A 21,281-nucleotide genomic window follows, 5' to 3' on the forward strand; every position below is an offset into this window, starting at 1 on the left:
AATGAAGAAAGAACTACCCTATTGGATATTGCTGGTTTTCGGGCTACTGATTGGTTGCCGGAGCGAGAAAGCAGCTTTTCAGCTTCGCCAGCCTCAGTTACTAGTAGCACAGATGGATACAACAGGCTCAGTGGAAGCTTATGCTTCCTTGACTACCGCTATTGACCCAGTTAGTGCTCTGCGACGAGGTATGTTTCCACGTGAACGGCTCAAGCAGTTGGCTTCTCATAGGCAGGTGCATTACAACCGCAGATTTACCGCTCGTATACGTCAAATAGCGGTACGACCCGCTCGTCTTCTAGCTTCCAAGGATAACGTTCAACAGCGCCACTTGCCTGCACCAGGTAAAGCTGCTCCTGTGGAAATGAAAAAGCCAGCAAGCCTTGGGGAGGTTATTTTCGTGATCGGGTCATGCCTAATGTTGTCAGGAATTATTGTTGGCTTGATAATCGGTGGCAGCACTGGATTTACAGTAGGTGCTAGCCTTGTTGGAATTGGCTTACTTATGGGAGCAGTTGCTTACGGAGGCATCAAGTAACAGCCTTTATACCCGCACCCTTCGCAAGTACAAACCTAGCCCATTACCATGTCGATGCCCCAGCCCCTTCGCAATCAGGTAATGCTCGCTCTGTTTGTATGGCCGGGTGCCGGAGTCAACAAGCTCCTTTCCACTTTTACTCTACCAAACAGTCCGCTGCTACTGTCCAAGGCTCGGACAGCGCCACAAAGGTTGTGCAGGCTGCTCAAGAGCCTTCTGCGCAAGGTGCCTTACCGCCCTAATTCAGCGTGAATCAGCCCGTAGCTCAGGCGGCAAAGCCGCAGCTTCATTCGCTTCCCACGGGCCCGGTGGTTCCTACCATTGCGGCCAAACGTCATCAGCCAGCTTCCCGGGTAAAGCCAGTTCGTGCTACCCCCACGCCAGGTTTTAGCGACCAGGTTGCATTCGTTCTGTTTGCCGTTACGGCAGGGCTCCTAATAGCTGTTGGAGTGCTAGTTTTGATTCTCATGAGCAGTTCGCTTGGTATTTTGCTCGGCATCCTTCTGCTAGCAGGAGGCATGTTCTGTAGCTTGATTGCAACAATTTTAAAAGTGGGGGTCCATTAATTATTCTTATTCACTTCACCCTTAAACGACTGATGTTGGACTCTCTGGGGCGGCGTAAAATAGTAACGATCAAAACAAGCAGAGGCCCCGCGCTGCCGAGTGGCAAGGCAGGCCTCCGTTATTCTGATTATCAGCCAGCCTAGGAAGTAGGGCGGCCGGCGTGGGAGGTGCTGTCGTTGGGCTGGTTGTTGCGGAACTCCTTGTCGGAGCTGTCAGCGCCCCGCTCGTCGGAAGGAGCGGCGTGGGAGCCCTGGGGGCTGTGGCTTTCCGAGTCGAACTTGCCTTTCTTGGCGCCGCCGCTGTGGCCTTCCCGGCTCGGCACGTTCTCGCCGCGGGTGTTGGTAGCGTCGCCGGCTACGGGGCCTTCGTGCGGGCCCGAGGGCTGGCCGCTTACGCCGGGTGCTTTTTTGCCGGTTTCGGCACTGTTGGGCGAGTTATCCGTTTTCTTATTTGCCATGGTTGTAGGTAGATTAGGTTGAGCACCTACCCGAAACAATTGTTGCGGGTAAGCTGCCCTATTGTACGGCCGGCACGTTCCGCAGGATAAGGCCCAGCTTAGGCCGGAACAGGAAAAGAAGCCGTATTGGCTGGCGCTGAGAAATGAAACCACTCTTGGGAATCTTGCTGCTGACTTGCTGGAGTGTAGGCCAAACTGCCGCTATAGTACTCCCCGCTGGCAGTTATAACTCCCGCCCGCAACCTTACCTTCGCCCCGGTTGTTCTCTCCCGTCTTACCAATTGTAACGTCCATGCCGAATCTGCCAACGCACCGGCCCCGCCGCAACCGCAAGTCCGAGGTTATCCGGGATATGGTGCAGGAAACCCGCCTCACCACCCACGATTTTATTTACCCCGTTTTCCTGATTGAAGGCCAGAACCAGGAGCTGCCCATCCACTCCATGCCGGGCATCAGCCGCTTTTCCGCCGACCTGCTCATTGATGAAATCGGGCGGTGCGTGGAGCTGGGTGTGAAGGCCTTTGCGCCGTTTCCCAGCATCAACGACGCGCTGAAAGACCGGCTGGCCCGCGAATCGGCCAACCCCGAGGGGCTGTACCTGAAAACCGTGGCCGACATCAAGCGCCAATTTCCGGATATTGTGTTGATGACCGACGTAGCCATGGACCCCTACTCTTCCGATGGGCACGATGGGGTAGTGGATGCTGAGTCGGGCGAAATCCTGAACGACGCTACCCTGGAGGTGCTCGGCCAGATGGCGCTGGCTCAGGCCCGCGCCGGGGCTGACATCATCGGACCCTCCGACATGATGGACGGCCGCGTGGCCTGGATCCGGGAGGTGCTCGACCAGAACGCGTTCAGCCACGTGAGCATCATGAGCTACACGGCCAAGTACGCCTCGGCTTTCTACGGTCCCTTCCGCGACGCCCTGGATTCAGCCCCTAAGAAAGGCGACAAGAAAAGCTACCAGATGAACCCAGCCAACCGCCGTGAGGCCCTGCGCGAGCTGGCCCTCGACGAAGCCGAAGGCGCCGACATGGTGATGGTGAAGCCCGCCCTGAGCTACCTCGACGTGATTCACGACGTGAAAACGCACACCAACCTGCCCGTTACGGCTTATAACGTATCGGGCGAGTACGCCATGGTGAAGGCCGCCGCCCAGAACGGCTGGCTCGACGGGGAGCGGACGATGATGGAAGTGCTGACCAGCATCAAGCGCGCCGGCGCCGACGCCATTCTCACGTACTTCGCCAAAGAAGCCGCGGCTGTACTGCGCCGGGGGTAAGCGTCTTAGCAGTATCCTATTTTAAATCATTCCAGCCGAAAGTCGCAGAGGGAAGAATCCGGCTCACTTCCGAGAAGGCACAGAGAAGGCACTCCGAACCCAGTGTACTTCCAGCTGCCAGCCAACAGCCCGGATAAATACTACTTCGTTGATTTAGCGCAAGCCCGCTGGCATTTCGTCGGCGGGCTTTTTGCTGCCCGCAAACGGCCTAACTTATGCCTTTGAAGTAGCCGTTGGATTACGCTCTGGCCCAATTCGATGGTTGAAGCCAACAAGCAACCCGATGAGTGGTGCTACATATACTGCGTAAGCAAGAGCAGAACTCCAGAACTGAGGATTTTCTATCCTCACACATAGAAGCAGGGTTGTAAGGCCAGCAATGAACCCAAATACCCCTCGCAAGAACTGTTTCAAGAGCAGACTTTCTCTGTCTGTCTCTTTCAGGTATTTATAGCCCGTTGATACAACGCCTACAGAAAAGGACATACAGCCAATGATTGTTGCGGCCAAACCGGACTCAACTAGCCCAACCTGCTTACCAACAAGCACACTTAGTAACCCAACGAATAGAGCCGTTGCAACCACTCCTGCAAATCCGTATGCCAGAGCAACAAGCGTTTCCTCCATTGCCAAAAGCAGTACATTGATCTTCTCCGATTTCGCCATGTTTTCTGAAGCTATGGATAGGCCAATATACGCGTATGGGTGAGTCAAACATTAGCCGTTGCTAGCACCTGGTGCAAAGGCAACGACACTTCATAACAGAAATGAAAGTGGCTGCTACTTTGCAAACGGCCACCGGCCAAGCCTCCGGCTCCAGAGCAGGAATACCACGGTGCCCAGGCCCATCATGAGCACGGCCCCCAGCTGGAAGGGCAGTACCCGGCCCGGCAACCCGGCCCAGCCGAGCGGAATGCCATCCTGAATGCTGTAGAACATCCAGAGCCACACGGCCACGGCCACGATGACGGGCAACGGGTAAAGCGGCATCCGGAACGGCAGGCCCGCGGTGCCCCGGCGTCGGCGCAACAGCACCAGCCCTACGGCCTGGCCCACAAACTGCACCAGGATGCGCATGGCAAGAATGGCGCTGATGACTTCGCCCAGCTTAAAGAGCAGACTGAACACAAAGCCCAGCCCGCCGAGCAGTAGCAGCGACACGTGCGGAAACTGCTTGGTAGGGTGGGTACGGGCGAAAATTGGCAGGAACTCCCCATCGGCGGCGGCGGCGTAGGGAATGCGCGAGTAGCCCAGCAGCACGGCAAACAGGGAGGCAAACGCCACCCACAGCACTAGGGCCGTGGCGGCTTTGGCGGCGGCGGCTCCGTAGAGCTTCTCCACGAACGTACTTACAATGAACTCCGAATGCTGGGCATCCTGCCAGTGAATAACCGAGCCCACGCTCCAGTTGAGCAGCAGGTAAAGGGCCATAATGCCTAGAATGCTCAGGAAAATGCTGCGCGGGATGAGCTTGTGCGGCTCCTTTACCTCGCCGCCCAGGTGGCAGACGTTGTAGTAGCCCAGGTAGCTGTAGATGGTCTTCACGGCGGCCTGCCCCATGGCGGCCGAGAGCAGCACGCCCGGCAAGGCCGAAAACCCACCCTCCGGCAGCCAGGCTACCGCGTGCTCGGCGTGGGTGACGCCCCCGAAAATCAGCCAGCCCATGAGGCCCAGCACGCCTACCCAGAGCATCACGCCCAGCTTGCCAATGGCCTCGATGCGGCGGTAGAGCAGGGCAATGAGCAGCAGCACCACCACGCCCGACACCAGCTTGGGCTGCCACCACTCTGTGAGCGGCACGAGGTAGCCAAAGTATTGCGCAAAGCCGATGGCACCCGAAGCCACCACCAGCGGAGCCTGAATCAGCGTCTGCCACACGTAGAGGAAAGACAGCAGCCGGCCCCAGGTATGCTCGCCGTAGGCCAGCTTGAGAAAGCGGTAGGAGCCGCCAGCCTCAGGGTAGGCCGCGCCCAGCTCGCTCCAGATCAATCCGTCTACCAGGCTCAGGCCCGCGCCTACCAGCCAGGCCAACAAAAAGTTTGGCCCCATGAAGCCCATGACCAGCGGCAGCGTGACAAACGGCCCGATGCCCACCATGTCAATCATGTTGAGGGCAGTGGCTTGCAGCAAACCCAGGCGACGGTGAAGCGGAGCAGAAGTAGCGGTTTGACTCATAGGGCAGACGCCATACGGAAAAAGAAAACGGGACAGGAGAACGTGGGCGTAAAAGCCGGGGGAAGGTAAAAGGTTTGCATCCGGCGGCTTACCTTTCGGCGAATGCGTAAGCCCGCCTTCATCCTTTAGGAGTTGGCCCACGTATCCATCGGCTGACTTTATTTCCCTCTATGGCAAACCCCAACTCTTCAAAATCCGCGCTGTACGGCGGTCTGGTAGCCAACATTGGCATTGCGCTCAGCAAGTTTGTAGCGGCGTATTTCACCCGCAGCTCGGCTATGCTCTCGGAAGGCATTCACTCCCTGGTCGACAGCGGCAACGCCATTCTGCTGCTTTACGGCGTAAGCCAGAGCCAGAAGCCCGCCGATGCCCGCCACCCGTTTGGCCGCTCTAAGGAGCTGTATTTCTGGGGACTGATAGTGGCCGTGCTGATTTTTGCCATTGGCGGCGGCATGTCGTTCTACGAGGGCATCAAGCACATCGAGCACCCCGAGCCCCTTACCGACCCGCTCTGGAACTACGTGGTGCTGGGCATTGCCATTGGCTTCGAGGGTTGGGCCTGCTGGCTGGCGGTGAAGGCCCTGATGCAGCAGAACACACACGATAAAGCGGGCTTCTGGACGATTCTGCGCCAAAGCAAGGACCCGGCGGTATTTGCTTCGGTGCTCGAAAACCTGGCGGCCCTGCTCGGCCTGGCCATTGCGCTGCTGGGCGTGTATTTCGGCCATGCGTTCAACAACCCTTACCTCGATGGCGCGGCCTCTATTGCCATTGGCTTGCTGCTGATGCTGGTGGCCGTGTTTCTGGTGAGCCGCACCAAGGGCCTGCTGGTGGGCGAAGGCGTGGATGAGGAAACCCTGGCGGGCCTGCAGGAAATTGCCCGCAGCCAGCCCAACGTGGAGCACATCCGGCCCCCGCTCACCATGTACCTGGGCCCCCAGGACGTGATGATGGCCCTGGACGTAGAGTTTCGGGACGAGCTGACAGCCGTGGAAGTAGAACAGGCCATCGACCACCTTCAGGACGCCATCAAAGCCAGGTATCCGTACGTGCAGCGCATTTTTGTGGAGGCTAAGGCGGTATCGGCCCGGCAGCGGCAAAGCCAGCACTAGCTCCCCTGTCAGGCTCAGCGCCTTAACCTTAGGAGCCTTTTTGGGGTACACGTCAGCGGAAACCCGCGCCAGGCCGGAGCGGGTAGCATCATTCACCTAATCCGTGACTATGTCGGTTGCTACGCTTACTCACAACCCCTTTCGCTCTTTCTGGATGGCCGGCTACGAATGCACCGACCAGCAGAACTGCTTTGGCCACCGCGTCGATTTTCTGCCGCTGACGGGCCATTTGCAGCTTATCGAGCAGGATTACCAGGATTTGCAGTCGTTTGGGCTGGGCACCGTGCGCGAGGGAATCCGCTGGAGCCAGGTGGAGAAAACCCCGTACCAGTACGACTGGAGCACCGTGGCCGCTATGTTGGCGGCCGGCCAGCGCAACGGCATTCAGCAGGTCTGGGACCTGTGCCACTTCGGCTACCCCGACGACCTGACGCCCCTGCACCCCATGTTCGCGCGGCGTTTTGCGGCTTTGTGCCGGGCCTTTGTGGCCTTCTACCGCAGCCTGCGGCCCGACGATGAGCTGATTGTGACGCCCATCAACGAAGTGAGCTTTATGAGCTGGCTGGGCGGCGACGCGCGGGGCACCGTGCCCTACTGCGTGGGCCAGGGCTGGGAAGTGAAGTACGGGCTGATGCGTGCCTATATCGAGGGTGTGGCCGCCCTGCGTGAGGCCGACCCCACGGTGCGCATCATGACCACCGAGCCGCTTATTCATATTGTGCCGCCGCTGAACGCCAGCCGCACCGAAAAGCAGCGGGCCAAAGAATTCACCGAGCACCAGTTTCAGGCCGTGGATATGCTTTGCGGCCGCATGTGCCCCGAGCTGGGCGGCAAGCCCGAGTACCTGGATATTCTGGGCTTCAACTACTACTACAACAACCAGTGGGAAATGCACACCCACCACCGCCTCAACTGGGTGAATGAGCCCTACGACCCGCGCTGGAAACCCATGAGTGCCCTGCTGCGGATGGCTTACAAGCGCTACCACAAGCCCATCGTGCTCAGCGAAACCAGCCACCCCGGCATGGACCGCCCTTCCTGGATGCAGATGGTAGGCGAGGAATGTGAAAAGCTCCTGCGGAAGGGCGTGCCACTCTGGGGCGTGTGCCTCTACCCCATCCTCGACCGCCCCGACTGGGACCACCTCGACCGGGACTGGCACCGTTCCGGCCTCTGGGATGCCGTGCTGCGCCCCGACGGCCCGCCCGTGCGGGTACTGCACGAGCCCTACGCCGAAGCCCTGCGCGACGCCCAGGCCCTGGTAGAACCTCTGCTGGCATCTGCCCCCTCCACGGCATCCTTTAGCGTTTCCGCCTTGTAATCTGTCGTCGTATGGCTGACTCTTCCCACCAGCTGCTCACGCTGTTCCGCCAGTCGTTTGCCGACAACACCCTGTCGCAGGAGGAAGCCAGCCGGCTGCGGGCCCAACTGGCGGCCCACGGACAGCACGGCAATGCGCTGGACGAGCTACGCCATCAGCTGTTTGCCGTAGTGCGGGAGCGGTTCAACACCCTGCCCGATAAAGCGGCCATCGACTGGCTGGAGGCGGCCGGCGCCCTGCTGATGCCCTCCGCCGGGGCCTCGGCTACGCACACCGAAGTGTATTTCAGCCCGCTGGACAACTGCGCCGATGCCATTCGGCGCTTTGTTCAGCGGGCCGCGCACACGCTTGATGTGTGCGTGTTTACCATTTCCGATGACCGGATTACGGATGCCCTGCTGGCCGCGCACCGCCGGGGCGTGCACCTGCGCCTGCTCACCGACAACGAGAAGCTCTACGACAAAGGCTCTGACATCCGTCAGCTGCACGCGGCTGGTATTGCCGTGCACGTCGATGCCACCGCCAACCACATGCACCACAAGTTTGCCGTAGCCGATAACCGCTCCGTGCTGACGGGCAGCTACAACTGGACCCGCTCGGCCTCGCTCTACAACCACGAGAACCTGCTCATCACCGACGACCCGAAAGTTATTCGCAGCTACCAGCTGGAGTTTGAGCGCCTCTGGACCGAGCTGCCGCTGATGCCGCCCCTAGTAGGTAAAAACTTGGCATAATAGCCGCAAAAGAGCGAACTTCGGCCGGCTGCTTGCCTGTAGCGCGCTTTTTGATATGACGACTATTGCCTGTGCTTCGTTGGCTTCGCCGGCCGGCCTGCTGGAGCTACGCGGCTCTGATGCGGGCCTGCTGGCCGTAGAGTTTGTGCGGCTGCCCACTGAGCCGGCAGCTTCTACCCCACCCGGTGCGGTGGCCAGCTGCCTGAAACCAGCTTACGAGCAGCTGCGGGCGTACTTCGGCCGTGAGCTGCGCGACTTTCAGCTGACCTACGACCCGAGCCTGGGCACGGAGTTTCAGCGGCAGGTGTGGCAGCAGCTCACGTATATTCCCTACGGCCAGACGGTGTCTTATCTCACCGTGGCTCACCGGCTGGGCAACCCGCAGGCGGTACGGGCCGTGGGCGCGGCCAATGGGCAGAATCCGCTGGCTATTGTGGTGCCCTGCCACCGCGTCATCGGAGCCAACGGCCGCCTGACGGGCTACGCCGGGGGCCTGGGTCGCAAAAAGTGGCTGCTGGACTTTGAGCAGCCGCCCCGCCAGACCACGCTGTTTTAGGTTGTTGTAGTGCGCCGGTTTGCTCTTTTTTCAGGTAGTATATTTGTCGGAACACCCTGGGAGCTTGCAACCTTCCGGCCGGTTTCCTGACCTGTATTCTCATGAAAAACTATTTGCTAGGCGGCGCGCTGTTGCTGGCCGCATTGCTGCCCCTCACGCCGGCCTCGGCGCAGAAAGTCAAGATCAAGCAAAAAGCCGGGGCCGCCCCCATACCCGACGCCGCCCGGCGCATGCTGCCTTTGTATGGCGGCGTATCAACTGCCGAGGCCGAGCGGCTGGCGGGGCCGGCTATTCTGGCCGATGCCACCCGCAGCTTCGCGTCGCGGGCCGAGGCCAGCCGGTTTTTCTCGGATAAGGGCTTTGAGTACCTACAGGAAAACCAGCCCGACACCGCTATGTACCGCTTCAACCTGGCCTGGGCCCTGGACCCACGCAACCCCGATGCATTCCGCGGGCAGGCCGTGGTGCTCAGCCAGCGCGAGGCCGCGCCAACCGAAATTCTGCCGCTGCTGCAGCAAGGTCTTGTCCTTGCGCCCGACAACGCGGCGCTGCTGGGCGACCTGGGCACGCTGCAGCTGCTGCAGTTCAACACCAGCAAAAAGAAGCGCGACCTGACCGATGCCGTAACCACGTTGGAGCGCGCCGTGCAGTTCCAGCCGGCTAATGCCAGTGCCTGGAGCCAGCTGGCCCGGGCTTATTACCACCAGGAAAAATATCCTCAAGCCTGGGAAGCCGTGCACAACACCCAGAAGTACAACATGGCGATGCTGGATTTCGGCTTGATCAGTGAACTGCTCGCCAAGCAGCCCGACCCGCAGGGCAAATTCAAATAAAAGCTCCAGGTCGGCGTTGCGCAACGACAAAGGCCCGGCCGGCGTATGCCGGGCCATTACCATGCGTTTCTGCCCGTGAATTTCCGTTTTCTTCTGGCCGCTTCGCTGGCCACCGTTGTTTGCACTGCCGCTGAAGTTCAGGCTCAAACCTCCCCGCGCGGCAAGCGCTACTATAGCCACCAGGCTCGGCCTTACTACCGGGGACCGGTGCGGCTTACCTTCGGGGGCGGTATTTCCTACTATAACGGTGACCTGACCGGCTCCCTGGGCGAAAACTTTATCGGGCCGGCTATCAGTGTGGGCGCTATCTACAAGCTGTACCCGGGCCTGCAGGTAGGCGGCGAGTTTACGTATTTTCAGGTGGGAGCCAAAGACCAGTTGGCCTCGCGCGGACTCGCGTTTCGGGGGCGCAATGCTTCTCTTATTGCCCAGGGACGCCTGACGGTGCCCGGTCCCGGCGACTTTGCCGATGGTCCCGGCGGGCCGGCTACGCTTAAACCGTATCTGCGCTTTGGCGTGGGCGCCTTGCTGTACAGTCCGGAGTCGTACCACGGCACCGAGCGGCCTACCAACGACACGCAGTTCGACTCACCGGAGCGCAACGACTACCCCGCAACGGCCCTGATTGCGCCGGTAGGGCTGGGGCTGATGGTGCGGGCCTCCCGCCGCGTGGGCATCTCGGCCGAGGGCACTTACTTCTTCACCACCACCGACCACCTCGACGACGTGAGCCGGCGGGCCAACCCCAACCGCAACGACGGTTACGGCCTGCTTGAACTGAAAGTAGAGTATGCGCTCCGGCCCTGAAACCTAGCTCAACTTTAATAGCAAACAAATAAAAAGGCCCGTCGCAAAGTGCGACGGGCCTTTTGTATTTTGGGGCAATCAGCTGGCTACTTCTTTTCGAAGCGCTGACGGAAAGTTTCCGTGCCGTCGCTGGCCGATACGATGTACAGACCCTGCGCCAGACGGCTGATGTCCAGTGTGCCGTTGTCGTTGTAGCGGGCACTAGTTACGCTTGCGCCGCGCATGTCAACAACCCGCACGTTGCTCAGTGTACCAGCATGACGCAGCGAGAGAGTCAGCTCATTCGTGGCCGGTACTGGGAATACATCTAGGCCTTTAGTAGCAGCCACGATACCGGTATTGACGGCAGGCGCCGAAGTAGTGCCGGAAGCCGTTAGAGCAGCCGCTGAGCCTACGCCTACTGCATACCAGGCATTGGTTACCGAGGTTACCTGCGTAGAGCCGGCACCATATAGGTCGGTAGCGGCCTGAATGCTGGCCGTGCGAGCATTGGCGTAGGTAGAAGAAGCCGTCAGGTATACGCTTTCCGTGCGGAAGGCAATTTTAGCGGCAGCATCCATGCCAAGGCCTGTTACCGAGAAGCTCTGGCCTTTTTCGTTGGTGCCGGTTTTGCCCTGGGCAATCAGGTAGAACCAGTAGTTGAGCACGCCCGAGTTCGTGTGCACCCCGCCGTTGTCGGAAGTACCTGCGTACCACTTCAGTCCTTTGTAGTAAGCAGGCTGGCCCAGGGAATTAGGGTCGCTCATGGAGCGCAGGGCAGCTTGCTGCTTGTCGATTTCCTCGCCGATGAGCCAGGTGTTCTTAGCCTTCACGCCCCCAGACGTAGCGCCCAGGTTCGACACGGCATAGGCCTCTACAGCAGCACCCCAGATGTCGGAGAAGCCTTCGTTCATGGCCCCTGACTCGTTCGAGTAGACCAGGTTAGCCGTCTTCTCGCACACCGCGTGTCCGATTTCGTGGCCGCATACGTCCAGCGAGGTCAGCGGACGGAAGCGCGTAGCCCCGTCGCCATAGGTCATTACTGAGCCATTCCAGTAGGCATTTTCGTAGCTGCGGCCGTAGTGCACGTAGCTCTTGATTTTGGCACCGGCGTTGTCGTAGGAGTTACGGCCGTGCACGTTTTTCCAGTAGTCGTAAGTGGCCTGGGCACCAAAGTGCGCGTCGCCGGCTACGTTGTCGTAGGTTGAGTTATTGTATTCAGCGGCCGTCCAGTTGTTGTCAGCATCAATGAAATCTACGGCGCGGCCATACTGCTGACCTTTTTTCATGTTGTAGGTTTCAATACCGAGGCCGCGCGTCAGCTCCCGCAGGCGGTAGCCGCCGGTAGCCGTTTCATCGGCCAGGGAACGGGTACCGCTGTAGGCCGTAGCAAATGTACCAGTAGCGCCGGCGTGCTTGATAATATCGTTTTTCAGAACAATTTCACCCGAACGGGCATCTACATAGATGAAGGCCCGGCTAACGGGCGCCTGGGCGTACACGTCAAACTTGTAAGCCAGGGTAGGCTTACCAGCAGTAGCGCCTTTGCCCAGCTCGTTGCGCACGATTACCAGCTCCCCTTTAGGCTTATAGCTGGCCTTGGAGTTGTTGGTTTCTTTCCGCAGATACGCTTCTTCCTCGGCATCCTGCCACATAAACTTGTCGGCTCCTACAAACGCAGTAGCCCGGGCCAAAGCCTGTGACTCCGACAGAGCAGGCGAAGTGCTTACTTTTTCCAGCCCACGTTCCAGGCGGCCGTTGATTACCTCAACAGCGCCCTGACGAGCGTGCAGCATGTAAGCACCGTGCTCTACTTTATAACCTTTGTAAAACTGCTGGTACCGCTCGTTCACGAAACCCAGCTCATCCTGGTTGCTCTGGCTGCGCACCAGCGACTCTTCTTTCAGCAGGCCTAGCTGCTCGCGGAACATTTGTTGAGCCTCGGCAGCCTTATATGCCTGGCCGGGGGCGAAGGAAATCAATTCTGGCTGTCCATCAGCCGACGTTAGGCGTTGCTTTACCCGTCCGTTGCTTTGGGCCTGAGCGGCAGACACAGAAACTAATCCGCCAAGCGCAAGCAAGGCTGCTACTGAGTACTTCTTTTGCATGTTGAGAGGAGGTTGGGGTGATGAAAATGAATTAACCAGTCCAATTCGCCAGTAAGAGAGCTAACGATTGTTCGGGCATACAATATAGCAATAAACTTTAATGGAAATTTAATGTCTCATGCTTTTCACTGCTATTTTTTCAACGAAATCCTATCCTTACTGCAAAGTGCTTGAATAAGACAGCCTATGGTTGAATTCTTTCGGAGTGCTTGAGTTTTGCTGAGGCTTAACGCTGTGAAGTTGTATCCTACTAAGCCAAAGAAGGCCCGGCGCTGAGCACCGGGCCTTCTTTGGCTTAGTAGGGTTAACTATTCCCTATTGCTTCACGAAGCGCGTGTGGAAGGTTTTCTGCCCGTCGCTTATCGACAGCATGTATACCCCTTTGGCCAGGCCACTTACGTTCAGCGTGCCGTTGTCGTTGTAGCGGGCACCGCCTACGGAAGCCCCGCGCAGGTCAACCACTTTCACGCTGGCTACCTTGGCGCCACCGGGCAGAGAGATGCGTACTACATCGGAAGCCGGGTTGGGATACAGCTCTAGGCCGCGGCCCTCTTCTTTGCCGATAATCTGGTTGGCAGAAGAACCAGCGCTGGCAGCAGCAATGGCGGCACCGCCCGTGATGTTCACGGAGTAGTCTTCGGTTTCGCCGTAGCTGTAGCTGTTGCAGCTGGTCGTGGCCGAGGCGTCGCTCATGAGCACCCGCAGACGAGTGAGGCCCGACTTAGCCGTGGCGGGAACCGTGAACGTGCCGCTCAAAGTACCGCTGCTCGAAGAAGAGCCGGACACTACCAGTTCGCCGCTATCGGTGAAGTCGCCATCCTGGTTGTAGTCGATGTATACTTTCCAGTATTCGGTGTAAGCCGTGGAAGCGAAGCCAGCGCTGAAGCTAATGGTCTGCGAAGAACCAGCGGCAATGGAGGTGCTGGTAGCCGTGCCGTCGTAGTAGCCGGCGTCTTTGCTGGAAGTGCGGGCAATGGAGCCCAGCTTCACGTAGTCAATCCACTCGTACGATACGTTCGAGCCTTTCGAAGCGCAATACGTGCCGGTAGTGGGCGGAGGCGTAGTGCCGCCGCCGCTGTAAGCAGCGCCAACCCCTACGGCATACCAGGCGTTGGTCACGGCCTGCTCCTGGGTGGAGCCGGCACCGAACAGGTCTTTAGCCGCCTGAATGGAGCCCGTGCGGGCAGCGGCGTAGTTGGACGAAGACGTGAGGTACACGCTTTCGGTGCGGAAAGCAATTTTAGCGGCGTTGGTGATGCCCAGAGCAGCTACCGAGAAGCTCAGGCCTTTTTCGTTGGTGCCGGTTTTGCCCTGCGAAATCAGGTAGAACCAGTAGTTGAGTACGCCCGAGTTGGTGTGTACACCGCCGTTATCGGCCGTACCGGTAGCCCAGTAGGTACCTTTGTAGTAAGCGGGCTGGCCCTGCGAGTTAGGATTGCTCATGGAGCGCAGCGCCGCCTGCTGCTTGTCGATTTCTTCGCCGATCAGCCAGGTGTCCTTGGCTTTCACGCCGCCGGAAGTAGCGCCCAGATTCGATACGGCATACGACTCTACGGCAGCACCCCAGATATCGGAGAAGCCTTCATTCATCGCGCCCGACTCATTGGAGTAGACCAGGTTAGCCGTTTTCTCGCACACTGCGTGGCCGATTTCGTGGGCGCATACGTCCAGCGAGGTCAGCGGGCGGAAGCGCGTGGCGCCGTCGCCGTAGGTCATGCGTGTGCCGTCCCAGTAGGCGTTTTCGTAGCCAGCACCGCCGGGCGCGTCATCAAAGTGCACGTAGCTCTTGATTTTGGCGCCGGCATTGTCGTAGGAGTTACGGCCATGCACGTTTTTCCAGTAATCGTAGGTGGCCTGGGCGCCGAAGTGGGCGTCGCCGGCTACGTTGTCGAAGTTGGCGTTGTTGTACTCCGTCCAGCTGTTGTCAGCATCGGTAAAGTCGACGGCAGCGGTGTAGCTGTTGCTCTTTTTGCAGTTGTAGGTTTCGATGCCGAGGCCGCGGGTTACCTCACGCAGGCGGTATGTTGTGCCGGTGTAGTCGTCGGCAATGGAGCGGGAGCCGCTGTAAGCCGTGGCAAACGTGCCGGTAGCCGCCGTGTGCTTGATGATGTCGTTCTTGAACACCACGTCGCCCGAGCGGGCATCTACGTAGATGAAGGCCCGGCTGATGGGCGCCTGGGCGTAGATGTTGAATTTGTAAGCCAGCGTGGGCTTGCCGGCCGTGGCACCTTTGCCCAGCTCGTTGCGCACAATCACCAGCTCACCTTTGGGAGCGAAGCTCTGGTCATCCTGCCACATGTACTTTTTGGCGCCTACAAAGGAAATGGCGCGGGCCAGGGCCTGGGCTTCGCTGAGGGCGGGCGTGGTGTTCACGCGCTCCATCCCACGCTCCAGGCGGCCGTTGATCAGCTGTACTTCGCCCTGGCGGGCATGCAGCAGATAGTCGCCGTTTTCAACTTTGTAGCCTTTGTAGTACTGCTGGTACCGCTCGTTGACAAAGCCCAACTCGTCTTTTTCGGTCTGGCGACGTACCAGGGTTTCGTCCTTCAGCAGGCCCAACTGCTCGCGGAACATTTTGTCGGCGTCGGCCGCTTTGTAGCCTTTACCTTCCGCAAAGCTGATCATTTCGTGCTGCCCATCGGCCGCTGTGATGCGCTGCTTTACTTGAACGCCATTCTGGGCCTGAGCTGGAGCGAACATGGCGCTGCCAAGCACCAGCAGTGCTACTGCCGGGTAATTCTTTTGCATAATGGGGTTGGTTGGGGTGGTGTGAAAATGATTTCAGCCAAGTGCCTGAAGCGAGAGAGGTTGCTTTTAACAGATTGGCGACCCAAACTATCAATAATTGGGATAACTTGTATCTATAGGTTAAAATTTTGTTAAAATTTTATTTATCCAAGCTCCTACTACAAACTTGACAATTACCTGATTTCGGGGGCAAATCTGTATTTTGTTCTAAAACAAACGGACGTAAGCCTCGCTTTAATACAAATTCTTTCTTTTAACATTTCGTCACAAATTTTTCGATGCACAGTCCTATAGATTCGCGTTGGAGCCTTACGGGTAAGCTCGCCCTCGTCACCGGCGCCTCCAAAGGCATAGGGGCGGCGGTGGCCCAGGAACTGCTGCAGCTGGGCGTTACCGTGTTGGCCGTAGCCCGGCAGCCCGAGACCCTGCAGCACCAGGTACAGCACTGGCAGCAGCAAGGCCTGCCCGCTCACGCCATTGCCGCCGACGTCAGCCAGGCAGCGGGGAGGGCCGCCGTGCTGGAAGCCACCGGAAAGCTCGGGCAGCAGTTGCATATCCTGGTCAATAATGTGGGTACCAATATCCGCAAGCCCACCACCGCGTATTCCCCGGCCGAATACCAGCAGCTGATGGCTACCAACCTGGAATCGGTGTTTGGCCTTTGCCAGGGCGCGCACCCGCTGCTGAAGGCCGCCGGAGGAGCCAGCATCGTGAATGTGGCCTCAGTAGCCGGGCTGATTGCGCTCCGCACCGGCTCCATCTACGGCATGACCAAAGCCGCCATGACCCAGCTGGGCCGCAACCTGGCCGTGGAATGGGCCGCCGACGGCATCCGGGTGAATACGGTGGCGCCGTGGTACATCCGTACGCCCCTGGCCGAAACCGTGCTGCAAAACCCCGAGTACCTGGCCGAAGTAGTGAGCCGCACGCCTATGCGCCGGGTGGGCGAGCCGGAGGAAGTAAGCGCCGCCGTGGCATTTCTGTGTATGCCGGCGGCCAGCTACATCACGGGCCAGTGCCTGAGCGTAGATGGTGGCTTTCTGGTAAACGGGTTTTGACTGGCTGCATGGCTGCATGGCTGCATGGCTGTCATTGCGAGCAGTGCGAAGCAATCCGTCCTGAACAAAACCAGCCCCGCCCTTCTAACACAAAGCCCCTGACGTCAGCGTGGACGTCAGGGGCTTTTCACATTTCAGGGCTTTCTACGTTGCCCAGGACGGATTGCTTCGCACTACTCGCAATGACAGATATTCAACCACTTATCCAGAAAATCAGGCAACCATTTAACCTCGCAGCGCCTGCTCGTAGCGGGACCAGGAGGCGTCATCCGTTTCCAGATACAGGAAGGGCTCTATCAGCTCCAGCTCCATCAGCAGAAACTGCCCGTCTACCTCTACCCCATCCACGCGGGCGTAGAGGCAGCCGGGCGCGAACCGGCGTACGATGTCGTCGGCAACCGGGCGGATATGGGCGGGGGCAGGGTACGGCTCGATGCCGCCGCCGAGGTAGTGCTGCACCCGGAAGTCGCCGGCCTTGGGGGTTTTCAGCACGCAATGGCTGAACTGCCCACCCAGGTACACCAACGACCATTCGCCCTGCGTCTGAATCTGAGGCAGAAACGGCTGAGCCAGGAAATCCTCTTCAGTTAGCAGCTTCTGCAGGAAATCGGCTTGGGCCATGGCTTCGGCAGCGGTAAGGGCAAAGGTGTTTTTGGCGCCACCGCTCACCGCCGGCTTAATGATGAGCTGCCCGGGCTGGCCCAGTGCCGCAAACAACGCGTCCACGTTCAGCTTGCTGCCCCGCGCCAGCCATTGCGAAGGCACTACGGGCACACCAGCTTCGGCCATTTCCAGCAGGTAGCGCTTATCGGCGTTCCAGCGCACCACAGAAATGGGGTTCAGCAGCTGCACGCCCAATCTATCCAGACGCGTGAGCCAGGCGTAGAACTCGGCTATGCGGTCGAAATAGTCCCAGGGCGACTTGAGGATTACGGCTTCATACTGCTCCCAGCCCACTGCCGCATCCGACCAAATTTCGATGCTGACCTGGTGGCCGCGGCTAGTTAAATAGTTTGCCAGCAGCGTGTCTTCATCCGCTACCGTATCGGCCGCGTATTGGGAGCTTAAGCGGCCTTCGTAGGAAACCAGGGCAATATTCACAGAGAAGAAAGGTAAGCGGCGCTAGGGTTTGGCCGACAGGTAATCGACGGCTAAGGTAGTGAGGGTACGCACACCCAGCGTGAGGCCGCTTTCATCAATGAAAAAGCTGGCCGTGTGGTGCGGGGCCGTGTCGGCGGCGTTTTTGCCCTGGGGCATGCCGCCCACGAACACGAACAGGCCGGGCACTTTTTCCTGGAAGAAAGCAAAGTCCTCGGCTCCGGTTACAGCTTTTTGCAGTACCACCGGGCCCGTACCGGCCGCCCGGCGCAGGCTGGGCAGCATCTGGGCGGTCAGGCGCGGGTCGTTGTAGGTCACGGGCGCGTAGTTTTCGATGTTCACTTCGGCTGTGGCCCCGCTGCTGGCGGCAATGCTGGTGGCGGTGCGGCGCACGGCTTCCCAGATTTTCTGCTGCATTTCCTTGCTGAAGGTGCGGATAGTGCCCGTCAGCTCCACCTGCTCGGGAATGATGTTGTTGCGCACCCCGCCATGAATCATACCCACCGTCAGCACGGCCGCATCCTCGGTGAGCTGGGTCTGTCGGCTGATGATGGTTTGCAGGCCCATGACAATCTGAGCGGCCGTTACGACCGGATCCACGCTCAGCCAGGGGTAGGCCCCGTGCGCCGACTTGCCCTTCACCACAATCTTAAACACGTCGGAAGAAGCCATTTCGCCCTCGGGGCGGTACTTGAGCGTGCCTACTTCCGTCTGGGCGTTGATGTGCACCCCGAAGATGGCGTCTACCTTCGGGTTTTCGAGCACGCCTTCCTTCACCATGAGGCGGGCCCCACCTTCCTCTCCCGGCAGGGAGCCTTCCTCAGCCGGCTGGAAGATAAATTTCACGGTGCCGCGCAGGTCCTGGCGCAGGTCGGTGAGCACGCGGGCGGCACCCAGCAGCATGGCCACATGGGTGTCGTGCCCGCAGGCATGCATCACCCCCACTGCCTGGCCGTTGTAGGTGGCAGTGGCCCGGGAGGCAAAAGGCAGGTTGGTGTTTTCCGTAACGGGCAGGGCGTCCATATCGGCGCGCAAAGCCACCACGGGGCCGGGCCGGCCGCCGCGCAGCAGCGCCACCACGCCGGTGCGGGCCACCCCGGTTTGCACCTCCAGGCCCAGGCGGCGCAGCTCGGCGGCCACCAGGGCGGCAGTGCGGGTTTCCTGATTGCCCAGTTCGGGGTGCTCGTGCAGGTCGCGGCGCCAGGCTATTACCTGCTGCTCCTGCTGGGAAGCCAGCCGGGCAATGCGGGCATCCAGGGCCGTAGCCTTTTGCGCTAGCACGTCAGGCGCACTGCTCAGCAGCAGGCCCAGGGCCAGTATTGAGGCTGGTGTTTTCATAGCTCTTGCGGTGAAATCGACTGCGGAAGGTACAAGGCAGCACCCCTTCGGCCAAACCTATCCTACCCTGTTTTCCAGCTTTCAGGCTTGAACTCTTTCTACTTTGCGCACCTTCTGCTGCTAACCAGTATATTTAGAGGCACACGATACGGCTGATGGGTAATTCGCGCATGAAAAGGCAGTGGCAGTTTCTGGGAATGGGCTTACTCGCGCTGGGGCTTACCGCCGCGCAGGACCTAGTGAGCGGGCGGCTGGTGCCCTTTCGGCGGGGCGACAAGTGGGGCTATGCCGACCACAGCCGCCGCGTGGTGCTGCCGCTGCAGTATGAGGAGGCTGGTCCGTTTGTGGAAGAAGTGGCCTGGGTGCGCCAGAATGGGCTATATGGCTATATCGATGGGGGCGGCAACCCCATCACGCCCGTGCACTTCTCCAAAGCCTCCACCTTTTACAAAGGCCGCGCTACCGTCACGCTTCGGGGCGAAACTTTCGATATAGACGCCATCGGCAGCCGCCTGACGTCACCGCCCGAGGCCGCGCCGGAGGAAGATTACCTTTCCCTGGGCGACGTGGTGCGGCGACAGGGCAAGCTGGGTTTCCGCTTCACGGTGGGCTCGGCGGTGGTACCGGCCGAGTACGACGAAATCCGGGAAGACTACCGGCAGCTGCTGTTTGTGCGCCAGGGCGCCAAGTGGGGCGTGCTCAACCGCAAGGGCAAAATCACCCTCCCCCTGGAACTGGACACCATCGTGGCTTCTCCTCTCAACGACTTCCGCTTTCCCATTGCCCGGCAGCAAGGCCGCTACGGCTACCTCAACGCCGAGGGCCGCTGGCTGGTGGCGCCCAAATACCGCCTGGCTGAGCCTTTCATCGGCGACGTGGCCCGCGTGGAAACTCCCGACGGCCGCGCCGGCTACATCGACAGCAGCGGCAAGGAGTTCTTCGAGTAAGCACCGGCTTTCCTGCTACTTATATACTGCCCGGTTGCCGGTACGCGTTACCTTCCGGCAACCGGGCTTTTTAGTTATTCATCTATGCTGGACTTACCTATCCTGAACGTACAGCTCCGCGCCTGCCACGAGGATTGGCAGCAGATGACACCCACGGAACAGGGCCGCCACTGTGCCAACTGCAATCGTGAGGTGTTCGACTTCACCAACGCCACTCAAGCTGACTTAGAAGCAGCCCGCGCAACTTCCCCCGATGGTCGCCTGTGCGGTCGGTTTCGGGTGGGGCAGCTGGCCGCACCACCGAAGCTACGGCCCCGACTGCGGCGGTTTCTGGTTTCGTTAGTGCTGGTGTGCGGGCTGGGACTGTCGGCGCGAGAAGCGGTGGCGCAGGTTCGGAAGAAGGTCCATTCAGCAGTAATAAACTCCAAGGCATCAACAAATCATAAAACAAATTCGACTTCTTCTACGAGCAGGAGAACAAGCGAGGATGATTTTCCTGAATCACCTATTTCCTCAGAGCTAATCCTTTTAGGTGGAATTGGGTCGGAATCCTCCAGCGTCTTTGAACAAGATTCTACCAACTATAATGCTGTCTTTACCTATGCGGAGCAGATGCCGCAGTTTCGAGAGGGGGGTCATCAAGGCGCCCTCCAGTTTCTGCAGCAGCACCTGCGCTGGCCACCCAACACGAGCATGCTGGACGCAGAAGGCCGCGTGTTCGTTAACTTTATCGTGGGCACCGACGGTAAGCTGCGCGAATTCAAGGTACTGAAAGGCCTTCACCCTCTACTCGACGCCGAAGCCCTGCGCGTGGTCCAGCTTCTGAATGGTCACTATGAGCCCGGCCGGCAGAGCGGCCGGGCAGTGGAAGTCTACTACACCATCCCCGTCACCTTTCAGCGCTAGTCCAGTGGTTAGTCTACATCCCTGCCACATCGACTGGCAGCACGACCACCGGGTAGGCCCGCACTGTGCCGTGTACCATCGCATGGTAGTTGATTTAACCAATTCTACTCAGAAGATATTAAACGTCGCCGCGCCGAATGGCCGCCTTTGCGGCCGGTTTCGGGCGGAGCAGCTGGCCAGGCCGCCGAAATTGCGCCGCCGATTGCGGCCGTTTGTAATTGTGTTGATGCTGGTCTGCGGGTTGGGGCTGTCGGCGCGGGAAGCAGTAGGACAGTTTCTGCCCCGCACGGAACAGGCCATAATCGGAATTAGAACTATTACTGATGTTTCAGCGGCTGCGCTGGGTTTAAAGATTGCACCATCCGCTTCGCAGAGGCAGGCGAAGCTATTGGTTAGCTGCATTCTTGAGCCCATGCCATCTTTTCCAGGCGGGCAAGATTCTCTGGTAGCTTATCTGAGAAGAAATCTGCATTACCCCGTCTCTAATACAGCCGAATGCACATTATTCATTGGCTTCGTTATCACGAAAACCGGACACCTCACGCAGGCCAAGGTGTTGAAAGGAGTCAGCCCCGCTCTGGAAGCAGAAGCGCTGCGTGTGGTGCAGAAAATGCCCCGCTGGGTGCAGCCGCCACGGCCTACCCCGATAGAGGTAAGGTATACGCTGCCCATCACCTTCGCCTCAGCTCAACAAGCTCCCGAAAAGCGTTAACAT

19 protein-coding genes are annotated in these 21,281 nt (G+C 59.3%); 12 read left to right on the forward strand and 7 right to left on the reverse strand.

Going from position 1 to position 21,281, the window contains the following annotated elements:
• Window position 1: 1 nt before the first annotated feature.
• On the forward strand, window positions 2–538 hold the full coding sequence (locus tag I5L79_RS16420) for a hypothetical protein (RefSeq protein ID WP_196956160.1): 537 nt from the start codon (window positions 2–4) through the stop codon (window positions 536–538).
• A 705-nt stretch (window positions 539–1,243) separates the two neighbouring features.
• Here I5L79_RS16420 and I5L79_RS16425 read toward each other — a convergent pair.
• Window positions 1,244–1,561, reverse strand: a complete 318-nt coding sequence (locus tag I5L79_RS16425; RefSeq protein ID WP_196956161.1) for a hypothetical protein — start codon at window positions 1,559–1,561, stop codon at window positions 1,244–1,246.
• Window positions 1,562–1,853: 292 nt separating this feature from the next.
• Between I5L79_RS16425 and hemB the strand changes: the two genes are divergently transcribed.
• Window positions 1,854–2,846 (forward strand): porphobilinogen synthase, encoded by a 993-nt coding sequence (hemB, locus tag I5L79_RS16430; protein WP_196956162.1) that lies wholly within the window; start codon window positions 1,854–1,856, stop codon window positions 2,844–2,846.
• Window positions 2,847–3,059: 213 nt separating this feature from the next.
• Here hemB and I5L79_RS16435 read toward each other — a convergent pair whose 3' ends face one another.
• Window positions 3,060–3,512, reverse strand: a complete 453-nt coding sequence (locus I5L79_RS16435; protein WP_196956163.1) for a hypothetical protein — start codon at window positions 3,510–3,512, stop codon at window positions 3,060–3,062.
• A gap of 114 nt (window positions 3,513–3,626) precedes the next feature.
• Window positions 3,627–5,021: an APC family permease gene (locus tag I5L79_RS16440; RefSeq protein WP_196956164.1), complete on the reverse strand. Its 1,395-nt coding sequence runs from the start codon at window positions 5,019–5,021 to the stop codon at window positions 3,627–3,629.
• 170 nt (window positions 5,022–5,191) lie between these two features.
• Here I5L79_RS16440 and I5L79_RS16445 point away from each other — a divergent pair, with 170 nt between their 5' ends.
• From I5L79_RS16445 to I5L79_RS16470, 6 genes are all read left to right on the forward strand, one after another.
• Entirely contained in the window at window positions 5,192–6,133 is a 942-nt protein-coding gene (locus tag I5L79_RS16445) for a cation diffusion facilitator family transporter (RefSeq protein WP_231403157.1), read from the forward strand.
• A gap of 109 nt (window positions 6,134–6,242) precedes the next feature.
• Window positions 6,243–7,454 carry a glycoside hydrolase family 1 protein gene (locus I5L79_RS16450; protein WP_196956165.1) on the forward strand — a complete coding sequence of 404 codons (1,212 nt, stop codon included), beginning with the start codon at window positions 6,243–6,245 and terminating at the stop codon, window positions 7,452–7,454.
• 11 nt (window positions 7,455–7,465) lie between these two features.
• Complete coding sequence (locus I5L79_RS16455; RefSeq protein WP_196956166.1) at window positions 7,466–8,188, forward strand: phospholipase D-like domain-containing protein; 723 nt, start codon at window positions 7,466–7,468, stop codon at window positions 8,186–8,188.
• Window positions 8,189–8,243: 55 nt separating this feature from the next.
• Entirely contained in the window at window positions 8,244–8,744 is a 501-nt protein-coding gene (locus I5L79_RS16460) for a methylated-DNA--[protein]-cysteine S-methyltransferase (RefSeq protein ID WP_196956167.1), read from the forward strand.
• 101 nt (window positions 8,745–8,845) lie between these two features.
• Complete coding sequence (locus I5L79_RS16465; RefSeq protein ID WP_196956168.1) at window positions 8,846–9,577, forward strand: tetratricopeptide repeat protein; 732 nt, start codon at window positions 8,846–8,848, stop codon at window positions 9,575–9,577.
• Window positions 9,578–9,652: 75 nt separating this feature from the next.
• On the forward strand, window positions 9,653–10,384 hold the full coding sequence (locus tag I5L79_RS16470; protein WP_196956169.1) for a hypothetical protein: 732 nt from the start codon (window positions 9,653–9,655) through the stop codon (window positions 10,382–10,384).
• Window positions 10,385–10,470: 86 nt separating this feature from the next.
• Here the strand turns inward: I5L79_RS16470 and I5L79_RS16475 are convergent, their stop codons facing one another.
• Together I5L79_RS16475 and I5L79_RS16480 are read right to left on the reverse strand one after the other, a co-directional pair.
• A complete protein-coding gene (locus I5L79_RS16475) occupies window positions 10,471–12,417 on the reverse strand; it encodes a M4 family metallopeptidase (protein ID WP_317191390.1) in 1,947 nt (648 codons plus the stop codon).
• A gap of 369 nt (window positions 12,418–12,786) precedes the next feature.
• Window positions 12,787–15,219 carry a M4 family metallopeptidase gene (locus I5L79_RS16480; protein WP_196956171.1) on the reverse strand — a complete coding sequence of 811 codons (2,433 nt, stop codon included), beginning with the start codon at window positions 15,217–15,219 and terminating at the stop codon, window positions 12,787–12,789.
• A 278-nt stretch (window positions 15,220–15,497) separates the two neighbouring features.
• Between I5L79_RS16480 and I5L79_RS16485 the strand changes: the two genes are divergently transcribed.
• Window positions 15,498–16,277, forward strand: coding sequence for an SDR family oxidoreductase (locus tag I5L79_RS16485; protein WP_196956172.1), 780 nt, complete (start codon window positions 15,498–15,500; stop codon window positions 16,275–16,277).
• A 225-nt stretch (window positions 16,278–16,502) separates the two neighbouring features.
• Here the strand turns inward: I5L79_RS16485 and I5L79_RS16490 are convergent, their stop codons facing one another.
• Both I5L79_RS16490 and I5L79_RS16495 read right to left on the reverse strand, forming a co-directional pair.
• A complete protein-coding gene (locus I5L79_RS16490; protein WP_196956173.1) occupies window positions 16,503–17,378 on the reverse strand; it encodes an ATP-grasp domain-containing protein in 876 nt (291 codons plus the stop codon).
• Between the two features lie 21 nt (window positions 17,379–17,399).
• Complete coding sequence (locus tag I5L79_RS16495; protein ID WP_196956174.1) at window positions 17,400–18,713, reverse strand: amidohydrolase; 1,314 nt, start codon at window positions 18,711–18,713, stop codon at window positions 17,400–17,402.
• 170 nt (window positions 18,714–18,883) lie between these two features.
• Between I5L79_RS16495 and I5L79_RS16500 the strand changes: the two genes are divergently transcribed.
• The 3 genes from I5L79_RS16500 to I5L79_RS16510 all read left to right on the forward strand — a co-directional run bounded on the left by I5L79_RS16500 (window position 18,884) and on the right by I5L79_RS16510 (window position 21,278).
• The gene (locus tag I5L79_RS16500; protein WP_196956175.1) at window positions 18,884–19,660 is read left to right on the forward strand and encodes a WG repeat-containing protein; all 777 of its coding nucleotides are present in this window, start codon (window positions 18,884–18,886) and stop codon (window positions 19,658–19,660) included.
• 84 nt (window positions 19,661–19,744) lie between these two features.
• The gene (locus tag I5L79_RS16505; RefSeq protein ID WP_196956176.1) at window positions 19,745–20,566 is read left to right on the forward strand and encodes an energy transducer TonB; all 822 of its coding nucleotides are present in this window, start codon (window positions 19,745–19,747) and stop codon (window positions 20,564–20,566) included.
• 82 nt (window positions 20,567–20,648) lie between these two features.
• The gene (locus I5L79_RS16510; RefSeq protein WP_196956177.1) at window positions 20,649–21,278 is read left to right on the forward strand and encodes a TonB family protein; all 630 of its coding nucleotides are present in this window, start codon (window positions 20,649–20,651) and stop codon (window positions 21,276–21,278) included.
• Window positions 21,279–21,281: the final 3 nt, after the last annotated feature.

It is taken from the genome of Hymenobacter guriensis (assembly GCF_015773195.1).
GTDB lineage: Bacteria > Bacteroidota > Bacteroidia > Cytophagales > Hymenobacteraceae > Hymenobacter > Hymenobacter guriensis.

Bases quoted from the DNA above. Each gene is read 5' to 3' on its own strand.
- I5L79_RS16465 (WP_196956168.1), top strand. From the start codon at position 8,846: ATGAAAAACTATTTGCTAGGCGGCGCGCTGTTGCTGGCCGCATTGCTG.
- I5L79_RS16420 (WP_196956160.1), top strand. From the start codon at position 2: ATGAAGAAAGAACTACCCTATTGGATATTGCTGGTTTTCGGGCTACTG.
- I5L79_RS16505 (WP_196956176.1), top strand. From the start codon at position 19,745: ATGCTGGACTTACCTATCCTGAACGTACAGCTCCGCGCCTGCCACGAG.
- I5L79_RS16485 (WP_196956172.1), top strand. From the start codon at position 15,498: ATGCACAGTCCTATAGATTCGCGTTGGAGCCTTACGGGTAAGCTCGCC.
- I5L79_RS16425 (WP_196956161.1), bottom strand. From the start codon at position 1,561: ATGGCAAATAAGAAAACGGATAACTCGCCCAACAGTGCCGAAACCGGC.
- hemB (WP_196956162.1), top strand. From the start codon at position 1,854: ATGCCGAATCTGCCAACGCACCGGCCCCGCCGCAACCGCAAGTCCGAG.
- I5L79_RS16435 (WP_196956163.1), bottom strand. From the start codon at position 3,512: ATGGCGAAATCGGAGAAGATCAATGTACTGCTTTTGGCAATGGAGGAA.
- I5L79_RS16460 (WP_196956167.1), top strand. From the start codon at position 8,244: ATGACGACTATTGCCTGTGCTTCGTTGGCTTCGCCGGCCGGCCTGCTG.
- I5L79_RS16445 (WP_231403157.1), top strand. From the start codon at position 5,192: ATGGCAAACCCCAACTCTTCAAAATCCGCGCTGTACGGCGGTCTGGTA.
- I5L79_RS16510 (WP_196956177.1), top strand. From the start codon at position 20,649: ATGGTAGTTGATTTAACCAATTCTACTCAGAAGATATTAAACGTCGCC.
- I5L79_RS16495 (WP_196956174.1), bottom strand. From the start codon at position 18,713: ATGAAAACACCAGCCTCAATACTGGCCCTGGGCCTGCTGCTGAGCAGT.
- I5L79_RS16440 (WP_196956164.1), bottom strand. From the start codon at position 5,021: ATGAGTCAAACCGCTACTTCTGCTCCGCTTCACCGTCGCCTGGGTTTG.
- I5L79_RS16480 (WP_196956171.1), bottom strand. From the start codon at position 15,219: ATGCAAAAGAATTACCCGGCAGTAGCACTGCTGGTGCTTGGCAGCGCC.
- I5L79_RS16500 (WP_196956175.1), top strand. From the start codon at position 18,884: ATGAAAAGGCAGTGGCAGTTTCTGGGAATGGGCTTACTCGCGCTGGGG.
- I5L79_RS16455 (WP_196956166.1), top strand. From the start codon at position 7,466: ATGGCTGACTCTTCCCACCAGCTGCTCACGCTGTTCCGCCAGTCGTTT.
- I5L79_RS16450 (WP_196956165.1), top strand. From the start codon at position 6,243: ATGTCGGTTGCTACGCTTACTCACAACCCCTTTCGCTCTTTCTGGATG.